The sequence below is a fragment of the Ralstonia sp. NFACC01 genome, from assembly GCF_900115545.1.
Taxonomy (GTDB): domain Bacteria; phylum Pseudomonadota; class Gammaproteobacteria; order Burkholderiales; family Burkholderiaceae; genus Ralstonia; species Ralstonia mojiangensis.
Window position 1 is genome coordinate 352,093 of record NZ_FOWV01000004.1, and the last position, 18,612, is coordinate 370,704.

General features: G+C 65.7%; 19 protein-coding genes. 13 read left to right on the top strand and 6 right to left on the bottom strand.

All coding sequences use genetic code 11. From position 1 onward, the window contains the following. The 3 genes from BM136_RS25170 to BM136_RS12670 are packed head-to-tail and all read left to right on the top strand — an operon-like array spanning position 1 to position 2,716. Positions 1–1,788 (top strand): hypothetical protein, encoded by a 1,788-nt coding sequence (locus BM136_RS25170; RefSeq protein WP_175537126.1) that lies wholly within the window; start codon positions 1–3, stop codon positions 1,786–1,788. Further along, the gene (locus BM136_RS12665; RefSeq protein ID WP_092972165.1) at positions 1,716–2,207 is read left to right on the top strand and encodes an Ivy family c-type lysozyme inhibitor; all 492 of its coding nucleotides are present in this window, start codon (positions 1,716–1,718) and stop codon (positions 2,205–2,207) included. The genes BM136_RS25170 and BM136_RS12665 overlap by 73 nt, the downstream gene beginning before the upstream one ends. Then, positions 2,204–2,716, top strand: a complete 513-nt coding sequence (locus BM136_RS12670) for a CC0125/CC1285 family lipoprotein (protein ID WP_092972166.1) — start codon at positions 2,204–2,206, stop codon at positions 2,714–2,716. Before BM136_RS12665 ends, BM136_RS12670 begins: the two co-directional genes overlap by 4 nt. Here the strand turns inward: BM136_RS12670 and BM136_RS12675 are convergent. After that, on the bottom strand, positions 2,710–3,270 hold the full coding sequence (locus BM136_RS12675; RefSeq protein ID WP_092972167.1) for a hypothetical protein: 561 nt from the start codon (positions 3,268–3,270) through the stop codon (positions 2,710–2,712). The two genes, BM136_RS12670 and BM136_RS12675, sit on opposite strands and share 7 nt — an antisense overlap. A 281-nt stretch (positions 3,271–3,551) precedes the next feature. Between BM136_RS12675 and BM136_RS12680 the strand changes: the two genes are divergently transcribed. From BM136_RS12680 to BM136_RS12690, 3 genes are read left to right on the top strand one after another with little or no spacing between them, the layout of a single operon-like run. Next, positions 3,552–4,514 carry a formyltetrahydrofolate deformylase gene (locus BM136_RS12680; RefSeq protein WP_175537127.1) on the top strand — a complete coding sequence of 321 codons (963 nt, stop codon included), beginning with the start codon at positions 3,552–3,554 and terminating at the stop codon, positions 4,512–4,514. Continuing rightward, on the top strand, positions 4,511–4,786 hold the full coding sequence (locus tag BM136_RS12685) for a hypothetical protein (protein ID WP_092972169.1): 276 nt from the start codon (positions 4,511–4,513) through the stop codon (positions 4,784–4,786). The genes BM136_RS12680 and BM136_RS12685 overlap by 4 nt, the downstream gene beginning before the upstream one ends. A 9-nt stretch (positions 4,787–4,795) precedes the next feature. Next, positions 4,796–5,209, top strand: coding sequence for a hypothetical protein (locus tag BM136_RS12690; protein ID WP_092972170.1), 414 nt, complete (start codon positions 4,796–4,798; stop codon positions 5,207–5,209). 19 nt (positions 5,210–5,228) lie between these two features. Here the strand turns inward: BM136_RS12690 and BM136_RS12695 are convergent, their stop codons facing one another. After that, on the bottom strand, positions 5,229–6,710 hold the full coding sequence (locus BM136_RS12695; RefSeq protein ID WP_092972171.1) for a hypothetical protein: 1,482 nt from the start codon (positions 6,708–6,710) through the stop codon (positions 5,229–5,231). Between the two features lie 438 nt (positions 6,711–7,148). On the opposite strand from BM136_RS12695, the gene BM136_RS12700 reads away from it, so the two are divergent. After that, complete coding sequence (locus BM136_RS12700) at positions 7,149–8,246, top strand: LysR family transcriptional regulator (RefSeq protein ID WP_092972172.1); 1,098 nt, start codon at positions 7,149–7,151, stop codon at positions 8,244–8,246. A 9-nt stretch (positions 8,247–8,255) separates the two neighbouring features. Here the strand turns inward: BM136_RS12700 and BM136_RS12705 are convergent, their stop codons facing one another. The 4 genes from BM136_RS12705 to BM136_RS12720 form a co-directional block, all read right to left on the bottom strand. Then, positions 8,256–9,143: a helix-turn-helix transcriptional regulator gene (locus BM136_RS12705; RefSeq protein ID WP_175537128.1), complete on the bottom strand. Its 888-nt coding sequence runs from the start codon at positions 9,141–9,143 to the stop codon at positions 8,256–8,258. A 110-nt stretch (positions 9,144–9,253) separates the two neighbouring features. Next, on the bottom strand, positions 9,254–10,006 hold the full coding sequence (locus BM136_RS12710) for a lytic transglycosylase domain-containing protein (RefSeq protein ID WP_092972174.1): 753 nt from the start codon (positions 10,004–10,006) through the stop codon (positions 9,254–9,256). 24 nt (positions 10,007–10,030) lie between these two features. Further along, positions 10,031–10,690, bottom strand: a complete 660-nt coding sequence (gene sctR, locus BM136_RS12715) for a type III secretion system export apparatus subunit SctR (RefSeq protein ID WP_065854284.1) — start codon at positions 10,688–10,690, stop codon at positions 10,031–10,033. Further along, complete coding sequence (locus BM136_RS12720) at positions 10,683–11,837, bottom strand: FliM/FliN family flagellar motor switch protein (protein ID WP_175537129.1); 1,155 nt, start codon at positions 11,835–11,837, stop codon at positions 10,683–10,685. The genes sctR and BM136_RS12720 overlap by 8 nt, the downstream gene beginning before the upstream one ends. Positions 11,838–12,093: 256 nt before the next feature. On the opposite strand from BM136_RS12720, the gene sctV reads away from it, so the two are divergent. The 6 genes from sctV (at position 12,094) to BM136_RS12750 (ending at position 18,611) form a co-directional block, all read left to right on the top strand. Next, positions 12,094–14,289, top strand: coding sequence for a type III secretion system export apparatus subunit SctV (gene sctV / locus BM136_RS12725; RefSeq protein WP_092972176.1), 2,196 nt, complete (start codon positions 12,094–12,096; stop codon positions 14,287–14,289). Continuing rightward, complete coding sequence (locus BM136_RS12730) at positions 14,289–14,567, top strand: EscS/YscS/HrcS family type III secretion system export apparatus protein (RefSeq protein ID WP_027679288.1); 279 nt, start codon at positions 14,289–14,291, stop codon at positions 14,565–14,567. The genes sctV and BM136_RS12730 overlap by 1 nt, the downstream gene beginning before the upstream one ends. 38 nt (positions 14,568–14,605) lie before the next feature. Then, positions 14,606–16,477 carry a type III secretion system outer membrane ring subunit SctC gene (gene sctC / locus BM136_RS12735; protein ID WP_254775672.1) on the top strand — a complete coding sequence of 624 codons (1,872 nt, stop codon included), beginning with the start codon at positions 14,606–14,608 and terminating at the stop codon, positions 16,475–16,477. Then, complete coding sequence (locus BM136_RS12740; RefSeq protein WP_092972178.1) at positions 16,452–17,711, top strand: FHA domain-containing protein; 1,260 nt, start codon at positions 16,452–16,454, stop codon at positions 17,709–17,711. The genes sctC and BM136_RS12740 overlap by 26 nt, the downstream gene beginning before the upstream one ends. A gap of 125 nt (positions 17,712–17,836) precedes the next feature. Continuing rightward, positions 17,837–18,061, top strand: a complete 225-nt coding sequence (locus BM136_RS12745; RefSeq protein ID WP_092972179.1) for a hypothetical protein — start codon at positions 17,837–17,839, stop codon at positions 18,059–18,061. Positions 18,062–18,152: 91 nt separating this feature from the next. Then, positions 18,153–18,611, top strand: coding sequence for a hypothetical protein (locus BM136_RS12750; protein WP_092972180.1), 459 nt, complete (start codon positions 18,153–18,155; stop codon positions 18,609–18,611). Position 18,612 lies beyond the last annotated feature (1 nt).

Consider the following 18,612-nt stretch of genomic DNA (forward strand, 5'->3'; position numbering starts at 1 on the left):
GTGCTGTGCAGCCTGCAGCGTGGCCTGTGCATCATTCGCGTAAGCCTGTGTCGCGTCCTGCGCCACCTCGTTGCCCAGCGCCCGCTTGAAATCGGCCAATGCCCCGCTCGTCGCGCGCTGCAGGTCGGCCAGCGATGCCGCATAGCCGGAGAGTTCCGGCGTCTCGGCTGGCAAGACGACATCCTTGCCCGCCGCCGCCTGCTGCTGCGCCTGAGCGTCGGCCACCTCGGCATTCGCCTGGGTCAGTTGGTGTTGTGCCTGGTTGAATGCCGCGTTGTTGGAAGGTGCCTCGGCGCGACGCAGGCTGGCGGGCAGGTTGCGATTGCTGTCCAGCACGGCTTGCGCAGAATCCACGCAGGCCTGCGCAGCTTGCTGATGCTTCTGCGCCAATGCGACATAGGCGTCGGCAGCGCTGGCGCTGACATCCGCGGCGGCGCTCTGGTCCGCTCCCAGCAGATAAAGCGCCATGGTGGAGTGACGCGTGGCAGGCGCCTCCGCCAGCACCGCCTGCATGGCTTGATGGCAGGTGTCGCTCAACTGTTGACGCAACTCCGGTGTGGCCGCTGCCACGCATGCCCGACCGAACGCATCGACCAGGCCCGCAGCTGCGGTGCCATCGGGCGCGTTATCGGCAACGCACCGCATGCCGTTGATCATGGCGCGCTGCAGGCGCGTCAACGCAGCGTTGGCGCGCGTCAGCTTGCTGTCTTGCTCGTCGACAGGTGCCCCATTGCCTTCGGCGGCGCGGTAATCGGCAACGGCCTGATTGCAATCCTGTGTGCTGGCGGCAACGTCGGCTTGGGAAAACGCCAGCGTGAGCGTGGCTGCCGGAAAGGCCGCACCCAGGTCGCGCATCGCCAGCGGCAGCGCGTTGGCCACCGCGCCACCATGCTCTGCGGTACCGGCCATGAGCGCGGCCACCGCCAGGTCCAGATCGGTATCCGGCTGTTGCATCGCCTGCTCTGCGCGCAGCACATTGACGGCTTCCGTCGGCGTGGCGCCCGCCTGCATCTGCGCACGCATGCGATCGACCAGCGCTGCATCGGGTGCATGCAGCCGCGTGAGGTCGGGCTTACCGGTTGCCGACTGAACAGGACGCTTCAGCAACTGGCCCGCCTGATCGACCACTTTCGCGTCCAGCACATGCGCGTCGGCAACCTGCCTGGTGGCACGATCGATGAGATCGGTGGGTTGCTTCGTCTTCGTATTTGCGCGGGCGGATTGCTGTGCCTGCTGAGCCGCTTGCGCCGCAATGGCAGCCATCGCCATCTGTTCAGCCGTTGCCAGCGGATTGCTCGCCTGCGTGGCATGCACGGCGTCTTGCAGGCTACTGCCTTGGGCCATTCGGCCTTGCACCTGGGCAGTCAGGGAAGCGGGAGGAGGAGGCGCCGGTTCTGGCGCACGCGGCACGACAAGGCCGTCGGGGCGATAGGGAAACATGGGGACACAAGGCAACGAAAATGGCCACGGCGCGAGACGCATCCCTGGCCCGCAGCATTGTCACAAGCACGGGCACGCAGCTCGCCTACAGCCCTCCGTAAGTTCGGCGTGCGCCGCGCATGCCAGCCCAGAAAACCAGTTGGACGATCCCACTCTTTCGCTGCATGGCGTGCGGCACACGCCTTACGAATCCATGTAGTGCCAACCGGGTGTTCCGACAGCTACGCTAGGCCGTCCTTTCTGACTGCCCGCGCGCTGTGCGATGGGCTACGCCTATGCGCCGCATCGTCGAATTCCTCATCCTGGCCATCGCCATCGTGGCCATTGCACTGGCGGTGCCGACGCTGATCCACGCAAGCGAGTACGGCATCTTCCTGGAGTTGACGCACAAGCCCGGTTTCCAACCCGCGTGGGACGCCATGCTGCGTGGCGAGCCTGCCCTGCCCGCCTGGCTGCGCGGTGGTCAGGGAACGAGCAGCGAGTACACCGCGCGCGCAACTGACGGCCAGACCTACATCACGGGTGACATGTGCAAACCGCATGACTGCCCAGCGCAGCAGCTCTTCGGTGCCTTCCGCATGGATACGTCAGAACACGCCAACGCCGCCTGGGCGGTTCTGGTGGAGGTTCATTACCCGCATCCGATAGACCGGCCGGCCTCCACCTATGCAAAGCTGCGCTGGCTCGGCCATCCGGACGAGCACATCAAGGCATTGCTGATGAAGAACGTTCGTCGCGCCAACCCCGACTGGGACCACGCATCATGATCCGCTGGCCAATTGCTTCGCTCGCTTCTCTCAGCTCAGTCGCGCGATGCCTCGTCGTTGCCGCGCCGCTGTGCCTGGCTGCCTGTCAGACGCCGTACCAGCCTGACCTTGGCTACGGCGGCTTCTCTGAACAGCAGATTGGTCCGCGCACGTGGGAAGTGCGCTTCCGCGGCAACGATACAACGACCACGTCGACGGTCTACAACGGCCTGGTGCTGCGTTGCGCCCAGATTGCGGCGGCGCACGGCTACCGCTATTTCGTGCTTGAAGGCAATGCCGATGCCAGCGAGTTCCACCCGTTCTACACGCCCGACAAGGTTTATGTTGGGCGGCACGGCCGCGTGGTGGGTTACGAGCCAGGGCAAGAGCTGAGCACGGTGGCACCGGGCCAGATCTATCGCATCACGCTTACCAACACGCTCACGAAGCGCAAGCCGATGGGGGATGCACGCGCCATCCTGGCAGCGCATCCCGAATTGGCCGCCGGCCCGGCACGCATCGACTACTGACGACCTGACAACGCTGCGGTGCTCTCATCGGCCTTTTTGCGCGGCCACATCCGGTACACCCAGTTCGACATGAAATAGCACAGCAGGCCGCCAATGAACACGCCCATGGGCGTCGTGCGGCCGAGCCAGAACAAGCCGATCGTCACTGCCGCGAGCATGAACGTGCTGATGGCCGTCACGACCGCCGGCAGCACGGTGGTGATTTCGACATCGGCCTCGCCGGTGGCCTCAACGCCCTGCCCTTGAACGATCAGCCTGTCCCGCGCCAACGCAGGGTCGTATCCGCTGATCACGACATGCCCGCGCCGCGCATCCAGCCGTGCCGCACGCACCCGTGCGCCGAGCATCGTCAGCGCCATTGACAGCGTCATGGTCAGCACCGCCCACCCCATGCCGACAACCGCCATCAGCGGCGTGGATGCGCGTACCTGCGTGCGCAGGATATGCAGTGCAATCGCCCAGCAGATGACGACCCCCACCAGAAAGGCACCGCCAACCACGATCAATGCGATGTACGCCTTCCGGCGCGGCTTGCTCGAATCGTCACGTTGCATGACGGGCTCCTGCACAGTCAGAAAAGAGATCCGCCGATTCTGGCAGCGGCCCGCCCGCACGGTGCCTCCGAGAAATCGTGTCCGCCAGGGCCGAAGCGGCACGCTACGACAATCGCAGCGTAATCCGTCGCCACATGCGCAAGCTTGCGCAAGGCCGTAGTGCCTTCGATTGAACCCGCTCGCTACTCTCGCCTTAAGCGCCATTACATGCGCGATTGCGTAAAAACAGAACGCCCCATTCGCATGCCATGCGAAGCGCGGCGAGAGAGGAAACCCACGGCATGACATCGACCCATCTTGGCCTGGAAGCGGAACACACGCTGCATTCCCACATGCGCGTGCCCGGCACGCGCGCAATCGTGACCGCGCTGCATACGCTGCCGGCTGCACATACGCGGCACATCTACGGCTTTGTGCGGGACCACCTGGACGCCGACGCCCGCATCGAGCACATCAGCGCCCGCGGCATGACGATCGTGCGTGCCGAATGCCATACACCGTCTGAGGCAATGCGCCTGCACCCCGACGTGCTGGCACAGGACTATCGGCTCTATCAACGGTGGGCAACCGCTTCGGCACCGAGCAACGATGTCACCTGGCACAGCGCCGCGGGGCGGCGCATGAGCGTAGCCATCCTGGTCTCACGCACGGAGCACTGCCTGCAGGCGCTGCTGCAAGCGCACGCGGCACTCACGCTGCCTTGCGACATCGCGTTCGTTGCCGGCAACCACGCTGAACGGGCCACCCTGTGCAGGCAGCATGGCGTGCCCTTCATTCACGTCGACCATCGGCACGGTCAGGAAGCGGCAGAGGCCGAGCTGGACGCCTTGCTCCAGCTTCACCATGTCGACCTGACCGTGCTCGCACGCTACATGCGCGTGCTCACGCCGGGCTTCGTCGCACGACACGCCGGCCACATCATCAACATCCACCACTCGCTGCTGCCAGCCTTTTCTGGCGCGGACCCGTACCGCCGGGCCTACGCCAGGGGCGTGCGCTACATCGGCGCGACTGCGCACTACGTGACGGCCGACCTGGACGAAGGGCCGATCATCGAGCAAGCCATGTCGCGCATTGCCTCGGACGACGGCCCCGACGCGCTGATCGCCCAGGGCGCAGCGCTTGAGTGCCAAGCGCTGGTCAACGCCACGCGCTGGCATCTGGAGCACCGCGTGGTCACCGTCGGCGCGGCCACCGTGGTGATACCCCCAACAACGATCGCCAATACGGAGGCTGTGTCATGAGCGAACGCCATCTTCCGCCGTCCACGCCCGGGCGTGTGGCGGCACGCATTGTCATTGCGGGTGCGGCCGTGGCGTTCACGGTCTGGATGTTTGCGAGCGGCCCCGTGCACATGGCGGGCGCAAGTGCCGGCGTTGCGCATGACGCGCCCCGCGAGCCGGCAGCATCAACGCACGGCGCGGCCGCAGTCTCCCGCTATTTCGGCGACGAATACGCCGACGCCGAAGCACGTCTGCAGTCGCAGCCGCAAAGCCCGCAGCCATCGACATTCTGAAGGCGTGCCATGGCTTGCGTCCCCGCCCTTGCCCCGTTCGATGCGGATTTCGGCGCCGCACCGCCGGCGCTCTTCGTGCGCTACGCGCGGCTGTACCTGCGGCTGGTCCGGCTGTTGTCGCACGCTGCAGCGGCGGTCGACGAGCCCGTGGTCATCATTGCGCTGAGCATGATCCAGCGCCGTGCGCGGGCCCGCATTGGCGCCTGCCCTGACTACGCACGCCTGCTGACCCGCCTGGTGCTCGTCTTCGGCGATGTGCTCCAACGTGCCGCTGCACTGCCGGGGCTCCCCGCAGGGGATGCGCCGCCCTTGCCGCAGGCCTGGCTGTATGCGTGGGCCGTCGCGCCCATCACCGTCTGCCCGCAAACATGCTGCGCTTCATTCGCGTGCGAACTGACGGAGCATGCGGCGGCGCTGGCTTGACGCAACCAGCCGCCCATCGTCAAGGGCACACCGCTGCGGCCGCCCCGGCCCGGTACGCCACCCACATGGCATCGGCAAACCGGCTGCTGTAATAACCGTCGTTGCGGCTGGTGCCGTGCAGCGCCGGGTAACGGCCTGTTCCATCGGAAGGGTCGGTATCCAGCGCGCCATTGCCGTGCGGTGCGTAGGGGTCAGGCTGCGTCCACGCCCCGAAGTTGACCCAGCGATCGGCATAGGCGATCAAGTCGGGGTTGTTCCAAAGACACTGCAGGTGTGGCATCAGATGCAGGATCAATGCAGTCGCCACCAGCGGCTTGGTGGTGCAGCAGAACTGGTATTCGCCGCCCGGTGTCTGGCCGCCGTCGATACGGTCGTACGGGTCACGGCAATCGCGTGAGCCCCGCGTGGTGTTCTGGTTGAACCAGTAGTCGTCGGTTGAACACGGCGCGCCCCATAGCACCTGGTTAGCCACAGGGCTGAAATGCAGGTCGCCGTCTTCCTGGTACGTGTTGTAAGGCGCGTCGTGCACGAGGGCGGCGATGTCCGCGTCATCCAGCAGCTCCGCCGCAAACGCAAGCACCACCTTGCGCCCGATACGGTGGCCACCATTGGCGACAAACTGCAGCCCGCCGTGCCGTGCGGCCGCAAGGTCGATGCCGTATTGCAAATAGCCGATCAACGCCGGCATCTTGGCCTGCAGACTGTCGGCAAGCATCAGGCGCAAGCCTGCGTCCGCCGTATCTTCGGCAACCTGCGCGCCATAGTCGGGCAGGTTCTGCACAGGGTGGATGTCGGCGCCCGTCCAGTCGTTCATGTGGTCGAGCTGTACGCGGGCGAAGCGGCTCGCGATGTCGTCCAGCGAGGGCGCGTAGTCCACCGGCGCCAGTTTCGGCAGCCGCTCGGTGTGAACACGTGTGAGCGGGATCAGCGGCTTGTCGGCGCCGAAGTACGGCGGTCGGAACAAGTTCGCCCCGCCCTCGGGGGGAATGGCGCCAAGCACCGTCAGCACAGCCGCGCTATCAAGAAAGGTGCGCCCCGCAGGTGAATCGACCAGCGAAGTGCTTTTCACCACCGATTCCCCACCGCGTGCGGCATACGGCAACGCGGGCACAAGCGTAGGGTCGAATCCCTCCGATCGGCTGTCAAAGCCTTGCCTGTCAACGTGCGCAGGGTTGACCTCAAAGCCGTTGCGCGTGCCGGTATAGGCGGGGCTGATGGCGGTGATGATGACCACGCCACCCGTAGCATCAGGCGCGACCCAGTGGTCACCGTTGGCAAAGGTGCCGCACGCATAGGCGTGATCGAACGTGAAGGTGATGCCGTACTGAGCTACCTCGCTGCACCTGGCAGTCGATTGCGGCGGCTGGCTTGGCGTGCCTGCCACAGGCGGCGCGTCGGTCCCCTGCTGGCCTGGCACCGCGCCATCGCCTCCCCCGCCGCACGACACCAGCGCAAGCAGCACCGCTGCGCTGCTCGCAAGCCGCCCCCATCGAATGCTCATGATCCCGCTCCGTCGTCTGCTAACGCGCACATGCCTGCCACTGTATGGACGATCGGGGGCGTCCCGCCCTACGGTCAACCGTAGGCAGACCGGGATATCAAGGCGCACGGGTGTCCTGGCCTGAGGCCTGCGCTGTGCACTTTCATGGCGCGGGAGTCGCCCGAAGGCAGGGCTGGGACGGGAAATCCATGCCTTTTCAGCATAAGCACTGCGGTTTTGGCTATTGCACCCAAAACCTTTGCCCACGCTTTTGCGACGCCCAATGGCAGGAACCCGACAATCGTCGCAAGAAAGCGCGCACGCCCCTCAAGCCAACGCGCTATCGTTTTCGCAGGCCCTTGTGCAGCCGTGTCTTACGAAAAGCCGGACAACTGCCCAAGTCTTGAAGACATACCCTAGCGTGGCGAATGACCGCCCTGTTTCACGATGTGTACGCGCATGGATCTGCGACAGCTTCGCTATTTCGTCACGGTTGCCACGACCGAGAACATTGCCCAAGCGTCTGAACGCCTGCATATTTCGGCGTCGCCGCTAAGCCGGCAGATCATCCGGCTGGAAGAAGCGCTGGGCGTGGTGCTGTTCGAGCGCGAGCGCAAGCGCCTCAAGCTCACCGAGGCTGGGCGCAGGCTGCTCACCGAAGCGCGGGCCCTGCTCCAGCAGGCCGATACGCTGGCCCGGCGCATCGTCCAGCCCGAACCCAGCACCGCTCAGAATGACGCACACGCCGAAACCCGCACGGCGCTGACATTCGCCTATACGCAATCGTCGCTCATGCCCGGCATGCCGGCAGCACTGCAGCGCGTGGTGACGGCCCTGTCAACGAGCGCGCCCGGCATGCGTGCCGACATGTTGGTGATGGCACCGGAACGTATCGTCGCCAACGTCATGCGTGGCGTGTTGCACGCCGGCCTGGTCGCGGGCTACGTCCCCCTGCACGACGGTCTGGATCAGGTATCGGTCGCCTACGAGCGCGTGACGCTGGTGGTCTCGGTCGACCATTGGCTGGCCCGCCAGAACGTGGTGGATGCCTGGCAGTTGGACAACGTGCCCGTGGCGCTGGACGCCGCCTTGCACGATGGCTTGTTCGGCGCACTGACCCACTGGTGCGGCCGACATGGCGCCACGCCGGGGCCGCTGCTGATCACGCCCGACGCCACCAGCGCGAGCGACCTTGCAGCCAGCGGCATCGCCGTCACCCTACAGGTGGGTCAGGCACATACCGCCTTGCCGCCTGACCTGGTGCGGGTGCAACTGGCGTGGGACGCCCCGCAGATCAACACCGCACTCGTGTACCCGAAGGCGGATTGCCATCCGGTCGTGAGCGCCGTGGTGTCAGCGCTGAGCGGCGAACGGTGCAGCAGCGCGCCGGCACCACAGCCCAAGCTCCTGTCTGTGCCCGGCCTGGGTGTATTGACGGACAAGGGCACGCCCGTTACACCGGTACCCGCCCACATCGAGCTTCCGTCCACCGCTCCATGCGGAAGCACCGTGCTGGTCGACGATCACCTCGGCTTCCTGAACTCCATGCTGGCCTGACACGGCACGTTATCCGTAGCAGGCCGCCTTCACCAACTGCACGCGCGTGGTCACGCCAAAGAGTGCACGCAGGCGGCGCAGGTGGTAGTCGACGTTGTGCGTGGTGAGTTCCAGCAGTTGGGCGATCTCGCGATCGGTCATCCCCTTGATCAGGCAGTCCAGGATGCGCTGTTGCACTTGCGACAGATTCGGATCGCCGGGCAGCGGGCGGCTCGGCACCAGATCGTAAGCACTCAGATATTCATGCACTGCCATGCCGAGTGCCAACGCCTGCCCAATCACGGCGTCAGAGATCCAGCGCCGATTGCGGTTGCTGGAATGAAAACGCACCACCACCCGCGCACGCCCTTCTGAAGCCGGCCAGCAGTACGTCACGCCGCTGGAAACGCCGAACGCCTCACAGTCGAGCAGATACGCCTGCATGCGCGCGAGGCCCGGCGTGCGCTCGGTCCAGGCGGCCAGGTCATCTGCGTCCCAGACCAGCGGTGTGCCGCTGGCCAGGCACCGTTTGAGGCACGGATCGATCTCGTGATAGCGCTGCGAGAAATAGCGATGAATCCAGTCGGCCTTGCCGTACGTCGTCAGGCTGGAAAGCACCTCCACCGTGCCGGACATCATGCGCGCCACGCTGTACTCGAAGCTGTCGAAGCCGATGCTGGTCAGCACCTCCTGCACTTTCTGGCGGCGCTGATACGGCTGCATGCTGGCGGCGAGCTGCGTGGCGAGCTGCGGCGCATGCACGGCCAGCGTGTGCGGCGGCTGGCGCGTGATGATCTTCTGGTCATCGAACAGTAGAACGCCGCCCAGCGTGCGCATGTGCACGGCATCATGCAGCCCGGCGGTAGCCGCCTGGGGCGTGAAATACGAGGCTCCGGCGTTGTCGCTGGCACTCTTCATGGTCGGTTCCCGGAAAAGCCGCAATGGCTGTACGTAGTCTTGTGGCTGCATATGCTGCTGTCCATTGCCGAATGGGAACGAGATCGGACGTGCCAAGTCCGATGTCCCGCTCAATGCCCGAGACAGCGCACGCAGGTGCCCCGGCCGCAACTGACCAGCATGACCTGTCGCCCCGCGGTGCAACCTGCAGACGATGTAATCGGGCGTGTGGACAACGGCGACGGCGTGGGCGATGGCATGGGCGCCGCAGCGGCCTGTACGCGCCGCGACGGCTCCGCCAGCGGGATCGGTTGCGCGCGTGCCGGGGCCACGTCGATCTGTGGCACGCTCGCTTGCGCATTGGCCACCACGCGGCTCACGTAGCCCTCTCGATACCCCACGCTGAAGCCCCCCGAGTAATAGCAGGACAGCGCGTGCCGCAAAGCTTGCTGCTCGATAGCGGTGCTGCGCGTGGCCCGTGTGAAGCATTCGCGCAGGATGCGCTGACTGGCTGCCAGATTGCGGCACGGGTCGAGCACCGTGGTGGTGGTCTCCCCCAGACGGGCGAGGTTGCGCCGGTTGATCTGTGCCAAGCCGAGGCTGAAGTCGTAGCCGCGTTGCTCGAGCATCTGAATGGTCGCCTGCGCTTCTTCCATCGATGCCGGCTGCCGTGCCAGCCGCGCGCCCACCACACCTATGGCGTACGGGTTGTAGCCAGACTCGGTGCGCACGAGCGCTGCCAACGTCATCACATCCACACGCGGCGCGCACTGCTGCGCCACCTGTGCGAACTCCGCGCTCGAAAGCGTGGGCCCCGCATGGGCCAGCCCGGCCGCAAACGCCAGCACACCGGTCAGCAAGCCGCAGAAGACACGAAACCGCATGGCCGCCTCTTCAGTGTTGAGGGTTCAGTGGTAAGAGAGCACTAGCCCATGGATCAGCACTGCCCAGCCGTCCAGCATGACGAACAGCAGCAGCTTGAACGGCACCGAGATCGTCGTCGGCGAGATCATCTGCATGCCCAGCGCCAGCAGCACGTTGGCCACCAGCAGATCGACGATGACGAAGACGATGTAGACGACAAAGCCGATCTGGAATGCCTTGGTCAGCTCGGTGAGCGTAAAGCTCGGCACCAGCACCGTCAGATCATCGGCCTGCAGGTTCTGGGCGCGCCCGCTGGGCCAGATGTTGGTGGCGGATTTCAGGAAGAAATTGCGCTCGCGCTCCTGCGTGTGCTTCTGCAGGAAAGCCTTGATGGGCGGCACGCCGGCGTCCACGATGGCCATGACGTCGTCCACGCTGAACTGCGCGCCGGAATTGAAGTTGCGGCCCTTGAGGTTGTTGACCATGTCGCCGCCCACGGGCGCCATGATGAACAGCGTCAGGATCAGCGCAATGCCGTTGAGCACCAGGTTGGGCGGCACCTGCTGGATGCCCAGCGCATTGCGCGTGAGCCCGAAGACGATAACCAGCTTGGTGTAGCACGTCACCATGAGCGCCGCGAACGGGATCAGCCCGATCGCGACGATCATCGCGATCATCGGTACGGGATTCGGCAGGCTAGGCATGGTCGGGCGTGTCGTGCACGAAGGCGGAGACGCGCACGGCAAGCCGGTTGCCGACGGCCACCAGTTGGCCGCTGCCCACCAGGCTGCCGTTGGCGCGGATCTGCACGGTCGTGTGGTTCAGCGGCTGCTCAAGCTCGATCACCTGCCCTGGCGCCAGATTGCGCAGCACGTGCAGCGGCAGCGCCTGCTCGGCCAGCTCAAACGTGGTCAGCACTTCGATGTCATCAAAGGACGCCACCGGGGCGCCTGCTGTGGCCGCACCCGGCAAGCCCTTGGCCTGCACCGGTTTGGCGGAGTTCCTTTCGTCGGGCATGTCGCGCTCCGTGTGGCGGACGGCGTCCACCATGATTTGTTTGCCGAGGGCATGCGCGGCGATGCCCAGCGTGGGAATGCCCGGCACCGTGCCGACGCACTCCAGCGCCGCACCGCGCGAAGTCCATTTCTCGATGGCGATGATGTCGCCCTTGGCCACGCCACGCAGTTCGGAGGCACGCAGTTGTGTCTGGCCGATCATGAAACGCACGCCGATCGCGAGGCGCTCCATCCATTGCGGGGTCGGCATTGCACGGGCGGCGCGGGGTGTATCTGCGTCTGGCGCTTCTTCCAGCGCCTGTTGCCAACGCTGCCAGCCGGCAAGATCGTCCATTGCGATGGCACCGCTGCCGCGCGCCGCGCCCTCATCGGTGCAGGCAGAAAAACTCACGGCGTTCTGCGCAAGCCATACCGCCGTCGGCTGCATGCTGAGCTCGGGCTGCCAGCGCACAGGTTGACGCAGCTGCGCCTCCACTGCGCGTGACACGTTGCCCAGCGTATCTGCCGCCAGCGCGCAGAAGATGGCATGCGGCACGTCCGGTTGCACACCGTCATCGGCCAGGCAGGTAGCCAGCGCTGCGTCTGCCAGCAGCCAGCCTTCGTGCTTGCCCACGGCAAAACGCAACGCGTGCCATCCCGGCAGCGGTACTGCCTGGTGGGATGCGGCATCCGCGCCAAGCGGCGTCCAGCGCAAACGCCATCGCTCTGCGCCCACCTGAACCGGCGGCAACAACACGTCGCCATGCGCCTGCACGTACGCCCACGACTGGGCCCGCGCAACGCCGCTGTCCAGGTGCAGGAGTCCTTCGGCCTGCGCGAGGTCAGTGACCGACACGGGCATCTCTCGCTTCACGTTCTTTCGCGGCTCGTTGGGGGTGGCTGGAAAACGGAGCCACTGTAGTGCCGATGCCCCCCCACGCCCGCTACTCGTTCTCGTAACCACGGCAAGCGCGTCCGGCTGCCGTTACGTGAGTTCGGACGCGGCGCCGCGAAGGGCCGCTCTTACACTGGGCTCGCCCTGCAGCACGCCCTGCAACGCATGTGCAGGACAACGTTCTTCAGGGCGCCGCTGCCCCCAGATAAGGAAGGTCATGCCGAGCATCCCCACCGCGCAGGAAGCCCTCGCCAAACTGCGGTCCGACCCCGGCCATGCCGCGTTTGCCAGCGGCCTGCTGCGCTATGACCTGCTCATCGCGCTGTTCATCGGGTCGGTGGTGGCGCTGTTCGTGCTGCCGCTGCCCACGGTCGTGCTCGATGGGCTGATCTCGCTTAACCTGGCGGCGAGCGTGATCCTGCTGACGATCTCGATCTACCTGCCGTCTGCGCTGTCGTTCTCATCGTTTCCCTCGCTGCTGCTGTTTACGACGCTGTTCCGGCTCTCGCTGAACATCGCCTCGTGCAAGCTGATCCTGCTGCAGGCCAACGCCGGCCACGTGATTGACACCTTCGGCAAGCTGGTGGTGGGCGGCAACGTTGTGGTGGGCGGCGTGGTGTTTACCGTCATCGCCATCGTGCAGTTCGTGGTCATTGCCAAGGGTTCGGAACGTGTGGCGGAGGTGGGCGCGCGCTTCACGCTCGATGCCATGCCCGGCAAGCAGATGAGCATCGACGCCGACCTGCGCGCCGGCATCATCACGTCGGACCAGGCCAAGCACCGCCGCGAACTGCTCGAACAGGAATCGCAATTGCACGGCGCCATGGACGGCGCAATGAAGTTCGTCAAGGGCGATGCCATTGCCGGCATCCTCATCGCCGTCATCAATATCCTGGCCGGCATTGCGGTGGGCGCGCTCATGCATGACATGTCGGTGGCCGATGCGCTGCACCGCTATGCCGTGCTCACCGTGGGTGACGGCATGGCCTCGCAGATTCCCTCGCTGATGGTGTCGATCGCGGCGGGGGTGGTGACCACGCGGGTATCGTCGCGCGAGATGAACGACCGCCACCTCGGGCAGTTGATTGGCGCGCAGATCGCCGCGCACCCTCGCGGCTTGCTGATGGGCGCCCTCGTGCTGTTTGCGTTTGTGCTGGTGCCGGGCATGCCGAAATGGGCATTCCTGTCGCTGGCCCTGCTCGCGGGCGGGAGCGCGATCCACTTCCTGCGCGAGCGCCAGGCGCCACCCATCCTCAACCTCCTATCGGTCGGCGCCGAAGGCACCGGCGCGCAGCCGGGTCGCCCGGAAGAAGTCTCTGCAGCGGCGGGCATTGCCGCGCCGGTTGCCGTGCGCCTTGCCGAGAACCTGCGCAAGGACATCAAGCTGGTGCCGCTGCAGAACGCGCTGGCACGCTCCAAGGCTGCCGTGGAAGACGACATCGGCCTGGTGTTTCCGCGCGTGCACCTGACCTACAGCGCGCAGACGCTCCCCAATCACTACCGCATCTACGTGCAGGACGTGTTTGCCTCTGAGGGCACACTGCAGGTCGCACATCGCCTCTGGACGGAAGCGGCTCCGCCTGCCGGCGTGGACGCAGAAAGCACCGCGGCGTTCGGGCCATTCACTCACGCGTGGTGGATGACGATGCCGGCATCGCAGGCCGACGAGACCGCCAAGGCTGCATGGGGCCACGCGCTGGAGCCCGAACAGGTCGTGGCGCGGCACGTGGAGGCCGTGATCCGCCGCCACGCCGCGCAGATGGTCGGCATTCAGGAAGTGCAGAACATGCTGCAGCTCGTGCGCCGCGACCGCGCCGAGCTGGTCGGCGAACTGACGCGCCTCGTGCCGCTGCAGCGCGTGACCGACGTCCTGCGCCGCCTGCTGGACGAAGGCATTCCCATCCGCAACCTGAACACGATCCTCGAAAGCCTCATCGCCCGCTCGCCGCACGAGCCCGACGACGTGACGATGCTGGTGGAACTCGTGCGCATGGATTTGCGCCGGCAGATCACCGATCACTTCTGCGGGCCCGACCGCTCGCTGAACGTCGTGCTGTTCGAGCAGAGCCTGCAGGAGCGCATTGAAGATGCGGTGGTGCGCACCAAACAGGGCAACCTGCTCGGGCTCTCGCGCGAGGTGCGCACCAACATCGCCGAGCAGGTCCAGAACGTGACCGAAGCCGCGCGCCACGCCGAGGCAACGGCCGGCCAGCCGCGCACCGCCATCATGGTGGCGATGACGTGCCGCGCCTATGTGCGCCGCCTGATCGAAGCGACCCTGCCTGACCTGCCCGTCGTCTCTCTGCAAGAGATTGAAGCCGACGTGCAGCTGCACACCGTCGGCTGGGTGCGCAACCCGCCGGAGGATCGCCCCAAGGCCGACCCTGCGGCCGCCGCCGGAGCCACCGCATGATGAACGCCGCCACCGTGATCGAGATCACGCGCCATGCGCTCACGCTGGTGCTGGTGCTGTCGCTGCCGGTAATTCTGGTGGCCGGCATCTCGGCGTTGCTGATCGCCGTGCTGCAGGCCGTCACGCAAATCCAGGACCAGAGCATCGGCCTGACGGTGCGGATGATCGCCGTGATGGTGACCGTGCTGCTCATGGCCGGATGGGCCGGCCAGGAACTGCTGCGCTACGCCGGCGGTGCATTGGAACTCGTTTTAACGGGCCGACCCGGCCTGCTTTGAGCACGCAGTCTTCCTCCACCTTTCTTGAGCACCTTTTCGTGAACCCGCACCGTCTCCTGTGCCTCGCCGCACTGCTGGCCTGCTGTACCGTCGACTTGTCCTCCTCGGCTGCCGCGGCCGAGCTGCACTGGCGCAATCGCCCTTACCAGATCGTGGCCGAGAACAAGCGGCTGACGGACTTCCTGCGCGAGCTTGCAGCGGCACAGGGCGTCACCGCCGTGGTCGACAGCAAGATCGACGCGACCATCAGCGGACGCTTCTCGGGCTCGCCCGCCAGCACGCTCAATACGGTGTGCGCCACCTACGGGCTGACGTGGTACTACGACGGCTCGTTCCTCTACATCGACCGCGCAGAAGAGGCACAGACGCAGGTCTTTCCCATCCCGAAGGGCAGCGCCGAGCAGGTCGGCCAGGTGCTGCAGTCCATGCAGATCACCGACAAACGTTTTCCGCTGCTGGTGAGCGACAAGGACAGCACGGTGTATGTGTCCGGCCCGCGCCGCTATGTCGAACTGGTCAAACAGTCGATCTCCAGCGTAGGGGACGGCGCGCATTCCGGCGAGCGTGCGGAGATTCGCGCCTTCCCGCTCAAATATGCGTGGGCGACCGACTTCCAGGTCAACCGCTCGGGCCGCTCCGTGACCGTGCCCGGCATTGCGACCATCCTGCGGCGCCTCTATGGGCAAGGCTCAAGCACGTCGAGCACCAGCGCGGCGCCGCGCCTGGGCAGTGCCACACGGCAGGTCAAGCTCGGCCAGGGCGCCATGCTGAGCATCCCGCGCATCGACACCAGCAACTACACAGAGCCGCCGGCAGATTCCGGCCCGCCGCTGCTGGCGTCGAACGGCCCCGGGCCGGACCTGCCGCGCATCGAGCCAGACCCGGGCATCAACTCGGTGGTGATCCGCGATTTGCCCGAGCGGCTGGCGCAGTATCAGAAGGTGATCTCTTCGCTGGACATCCGCCCGCGCCTGGTGGAAATCAGCCTGACCATCATCGACATCAGCGCCGATTCGCTCGACAGCCTGGGCGTGGATTGGCGCCTGCACACCACGCACGGCGACTTCCAATCGGGCAATGGGCAGAACCCGCCGCTCACCTTCAGCGTGGGCAGCACCGAGCAGGGCTCGACCGGGCCGAGCACGCCAAACGGCATTGCGCTGACCGCTTCCATTGGCGGCAGCCTTCGCAACTACCTGCTGGCGCGCATCAACGCCCTGACACAGAACGGCAACGCCCAGACGCAGGCTAAACCGAAGGTGCTGGCGCTCGACAACACCGAGGCCATCCTGGAAAACCTCACGCAGTTCTACATCCCGGTCAGCGGCTTTCAGGATTCGTCGCTCTATACGGTGCAGGCCGGCACCAGCGTGAAAGTCACGCCGCTGGTGGTGGATGAAAACGGCAACAAGAGCGTGATGCTCAGCATCAGCATCGACGACGGCAACGTCACGCAAGACACCGTGCAGAACCTGCCCGTGATCCAGCAGCGCGCCATCGTCACGCAGGCCATGGTGGAGGAAGGCAAGAGCCTGCTGATTGCCGGCTTCAACGCAGACGAACAGCGCTTTACGAAGAGCGGCGTGCCCCTGCTGTCGGACATCCCCATCCTGGGCAACCTGTTCAAGTACACGACCAAGTCGGGCAAGCACATGGAGCGCTTCTATCTGCTGACGCCGCGACTGGCCACCACGCCATTCGCGGAGGCGGATGTGCCCGCCTTCCCGCAACCGATGGAAGGCCCGAATGCGCCCCGCCCGCTACCGGTGCCGAGCAGTGACGCACCACCCGCCCCACCGGCGCCGCCGGTGCCCACACCGCCGGCGGCAGACCAACCCGCCGCGCAGGCGCCGCGCCCCGTCGCCACTCTGCTGAAGATGCCGTATGCAACCGACCGCCTCGCTGCCTAAATCGCCGTGGAGCCTGCGCTTCCTGAGCGGGCCGCTGTATGGGCGGTCGATGCCGCTCAAGCGCGGGCAGAACTGGGTCGGCTCGTCGGCCGATTGCGATGTGATCCTGCCGGACCGCGCCGTGGCAGGCCGCCACCTGTGCCTGGAAGTGGGCGACATTGCCGTGGCCGTGCGCAACGTGGCAGACACGCCCGCCGGCGCGGAGGCCACGCCCGTGCAACTGGGCGGCACACCGCTGCCGCAGGGCGTGCGGCGCACGCTATCACCCAGCGATGCGGTGGACCTGGGGCCAATCCGCTTTGGTGTCGAGCGCATCGGCGGCCCCGCGGTGGCAGCACAGGAGCCGCCCGCGCCTGCGCGCGAACGCGGCGTGCGCTGGCTCATCGACATGGCGGGCGTCGGACGTTTTCTGCGCGGGCGTGGATCCCGCGCCGCGCCCGCGCTGGTGGCGCTGTGGTGTGTCCTGGCCATGATCACGCTGCTGGCAGCGGTGCTGGCCATTCGCGGTGAGTTCCGCTTTCGCAGCGGATCCACCACCGAGCGCATCGCGCAGATTCAACAGGCGCTGGGCAATCCACGTGAAATCGTAGTGGCCCCGATGAGCGATGGCACGTATCAAGCAAGTGGGTACGTCGAAACGCAGGCCGACCGCAAGACGATCGGGGAGCGTGCCGCGCGTATCCCCAAGCTCACGCTGGGCGAGATCTATGTGGTGGGCGATCTGCTCGCCACCGCGCAGCAGTTCGTGAGCGATGGGCACCTGAAAGTGGAATACGCCGGACACGGCCGCGTGATCGTGTCCGGCGAGACAAACGATTACCGGGTGCGCGACCACCTGCGCGTATTTGCGCGGGACGCGCGCCCCGCCATCGAGGTGGTGGACAACGTGCAGTACAAGGACGGCGGCCCCGTCGAGGTGGGCCAGAACGTGGACATTGCCAAGAACAGCATCGTGGGCGTGTATGCCGATGAAGACGGCATGCGCTTTGTCACTACGCGCGACGGGCAGCATTACTTCGAGGGGTCCCGCATGCCCGACGGCGACGTGATCCGGCAGATCTCGACCACGGGCGTGACGTTCGACCACGGCGGGACGGCGTTTGTGCGGCCGATCCAGGGTGGGGGTGTGGATTTGCAGGCGGCGAGCGGCAGCGCTGCATCTACAGCCTCGGGGACTGCAGACACCCCGTCGGCCTCAGCGAGCGCGGCACCTGCAGGAGCCCAGTCACCGTGAAGACAAGCTATGGCATGGCCAAGACCAAACCCGTTCTTACCAGGCGCGCCCTACATGGGCGGGCTGGGTGAAACCTGCCTCAATCCGAGGCGCTTCTTTCTCAACAAAACCGACAGGAGTCAACTATGAGTGGACAGAACTCATCAGGCTTAACACCCATTGGCGGCAATTCCGGCATTCCTTCTTCACCGGACGATGCGGCCGCTGCCATCAACCAATCGATGCAAAGCCAGGCGATGTTTGCCGCGCTCAACGCAAAGTCCACAGCCAACACGGGCTACTGCGAGCTGATTCAAAACAACTCGAAGCAGCAGGAGCAGCTCTTGCGGGATGGCTCGGCGCCGCGTTGACGTCCGAACCGGAGAAGGATGGCTCCGTCATCTTTCTCCCTTTCCTCCGCTTAACCGGGAACGCGCTGTCACACAGCGCAGGAGCCACGTCATGGACACCATTGCCCTATCTGCTTTGCAGGCCGCCGGCGCGTCTCTGCAGCCAACGCCCACGGCGGGCCTCGGCGCCGCCCCTGCGGCAACGCAGAGCCAGCAGGCAGCCGCACAGGAATTTCATAGCCACATGATCGGTACTGCCAACGGACCCATTCAGTCCAGTCCTTTGGTCAATGGCGCGACCCACACCACTTCAGCGCAACGGCCCGCCTGGGTGGAAGACCTCTTCCGACAGGGAAAAAGCGTGTCCTCGCGTTTCGAGAACCTCGACAAGACCATTGCAAGGGCAAACCAGACCATGGCGGAAAGCGACGATCTGCGCGAAATCTACGCCGCAAGCAATAGCGCGTCATACGCAATTGCCATGGCCCTGTCTGAAGAGCAGATGAACTTCGGACTGGCGACAGGCGCCACGAACACGCTCAAGTCGATGCTGCACAACTCGGACCAGTAAT

Excerpts from the sequence above, each read along its gene's own strand:
- BM136_RS12665 (WP_092972165.1), top strand. The coding sequence starts at position 1,716 with ATGCGCCGCATCGTCGAATTCCTCATCCTGGCCATCGCCATCGTGGCC.
- BM136_RS12670 (WP_092972166.1), top strand. The coding sequence starts at position 2,204 with ATGATCCGCTGGCCAATTGCTTCGCTCGCTTCTCTCAGCTCAGTCGCG.
- BM136_RS12675 (WP_092972167.1), bottom strand. The coding sequence starts at position 3,270 with ATGCAACGTGACGATTCGAGCAAGCCGCGCCGGAAGGCGTACATCGCA.
- BM136_RS12680 (WP_175537127.1), top strand. The coding sequence starts at position 3,552 with ATGACATCGACCCATCTTGGCCTGGAAGCGGAACACACGCTGCATTCC.
- BM136_RS12685 (WP_092972169.1), top strand. The coding sequence starts at position 4,511 with ATGAGCGAACGCCATCTTCCGCCGTCCACGCCCGGGCGTGTGGCGGCA.
- BM136_RS12690 (WP_092972170.1), top strand. The coding sequence starts at position 4,796 with ATGGCTTGCGTCCCCGCCCTTGCCCCGTTCGATGCGGATTTCGGCGCC.
- BM136_RS12695 (WP_092972171.1), bottom strand. The coding sequence starts at position 6,710 with ATGAGCATTCGATGGGGGCGGCTTGCGAGCAGCGCAGCGGTGCTGCTT.
- BM136_RS12700 (WP_092972172.1), top strand. The coding sequence starts at position 7,149 with ATGGATCTGCGACAGCTTCGCTATTTCGTCACGGTTGCCACGACCGAG.
- BM136_RS12705 (WP_175537128.1), bottom strand. The coding sequence starts at position 9,143 with ATGAAGAGTGCCAGCGACAACGCCGGAGCCTCGTATTTCACGCCCCAG.
- BM136_RS12710 (WP_092972174.1), bottom strand. The coding sequence starts at position 10,006 with ATGCGGTTTCGTGTCTTCTGCGGCTTGCTGACCGGTGTGCTGGCGTTT.
- sctR (WP_065854284.1), bottom strand. The coding sequence starts at position 10,690 with ATGCCTAGCCTGCCGAATCCCGTACCGATGATCGCGATGATCGTCGCG.
- sctV (WP_092972176.1), top strand. The coding sequence starts at position 12,094 with ATGCCGAGCATCCCCACCGCGCAGGAAGCCCTCGCCAAACTGCGGTCC.
- BM136_RS12730 (WP_027679288.1), top strand. The coding sequence starts at position 14,289 with ATGAACGCCGCCACCGTGATCGAGATCACGCGCCATGCGCTCACGCTG.
- BM136_RS12740 (WP_092972178.1), top strand. The coding sequence starts at position 16,452 with ATGCAACCGACCGCCTCGCTGCCTAAATCGCCGTGGAGCCTGCGCTTC.
- BM136_RS12745 (WP_092972179.1), top strand. The coding sequence starts at position 17,837 with ATGAGTGGACAGAACTCATCAGGCTTAACACCCATTGGCGGCAATTCC.
- BM136_RS12750 (WP_092972180.1), top strand. The coding sequence starts at position 18,153 with ATGGACACCATTGCCCTATCTGCTTTGCAGGCCGCCGGCGCGTCTCTG.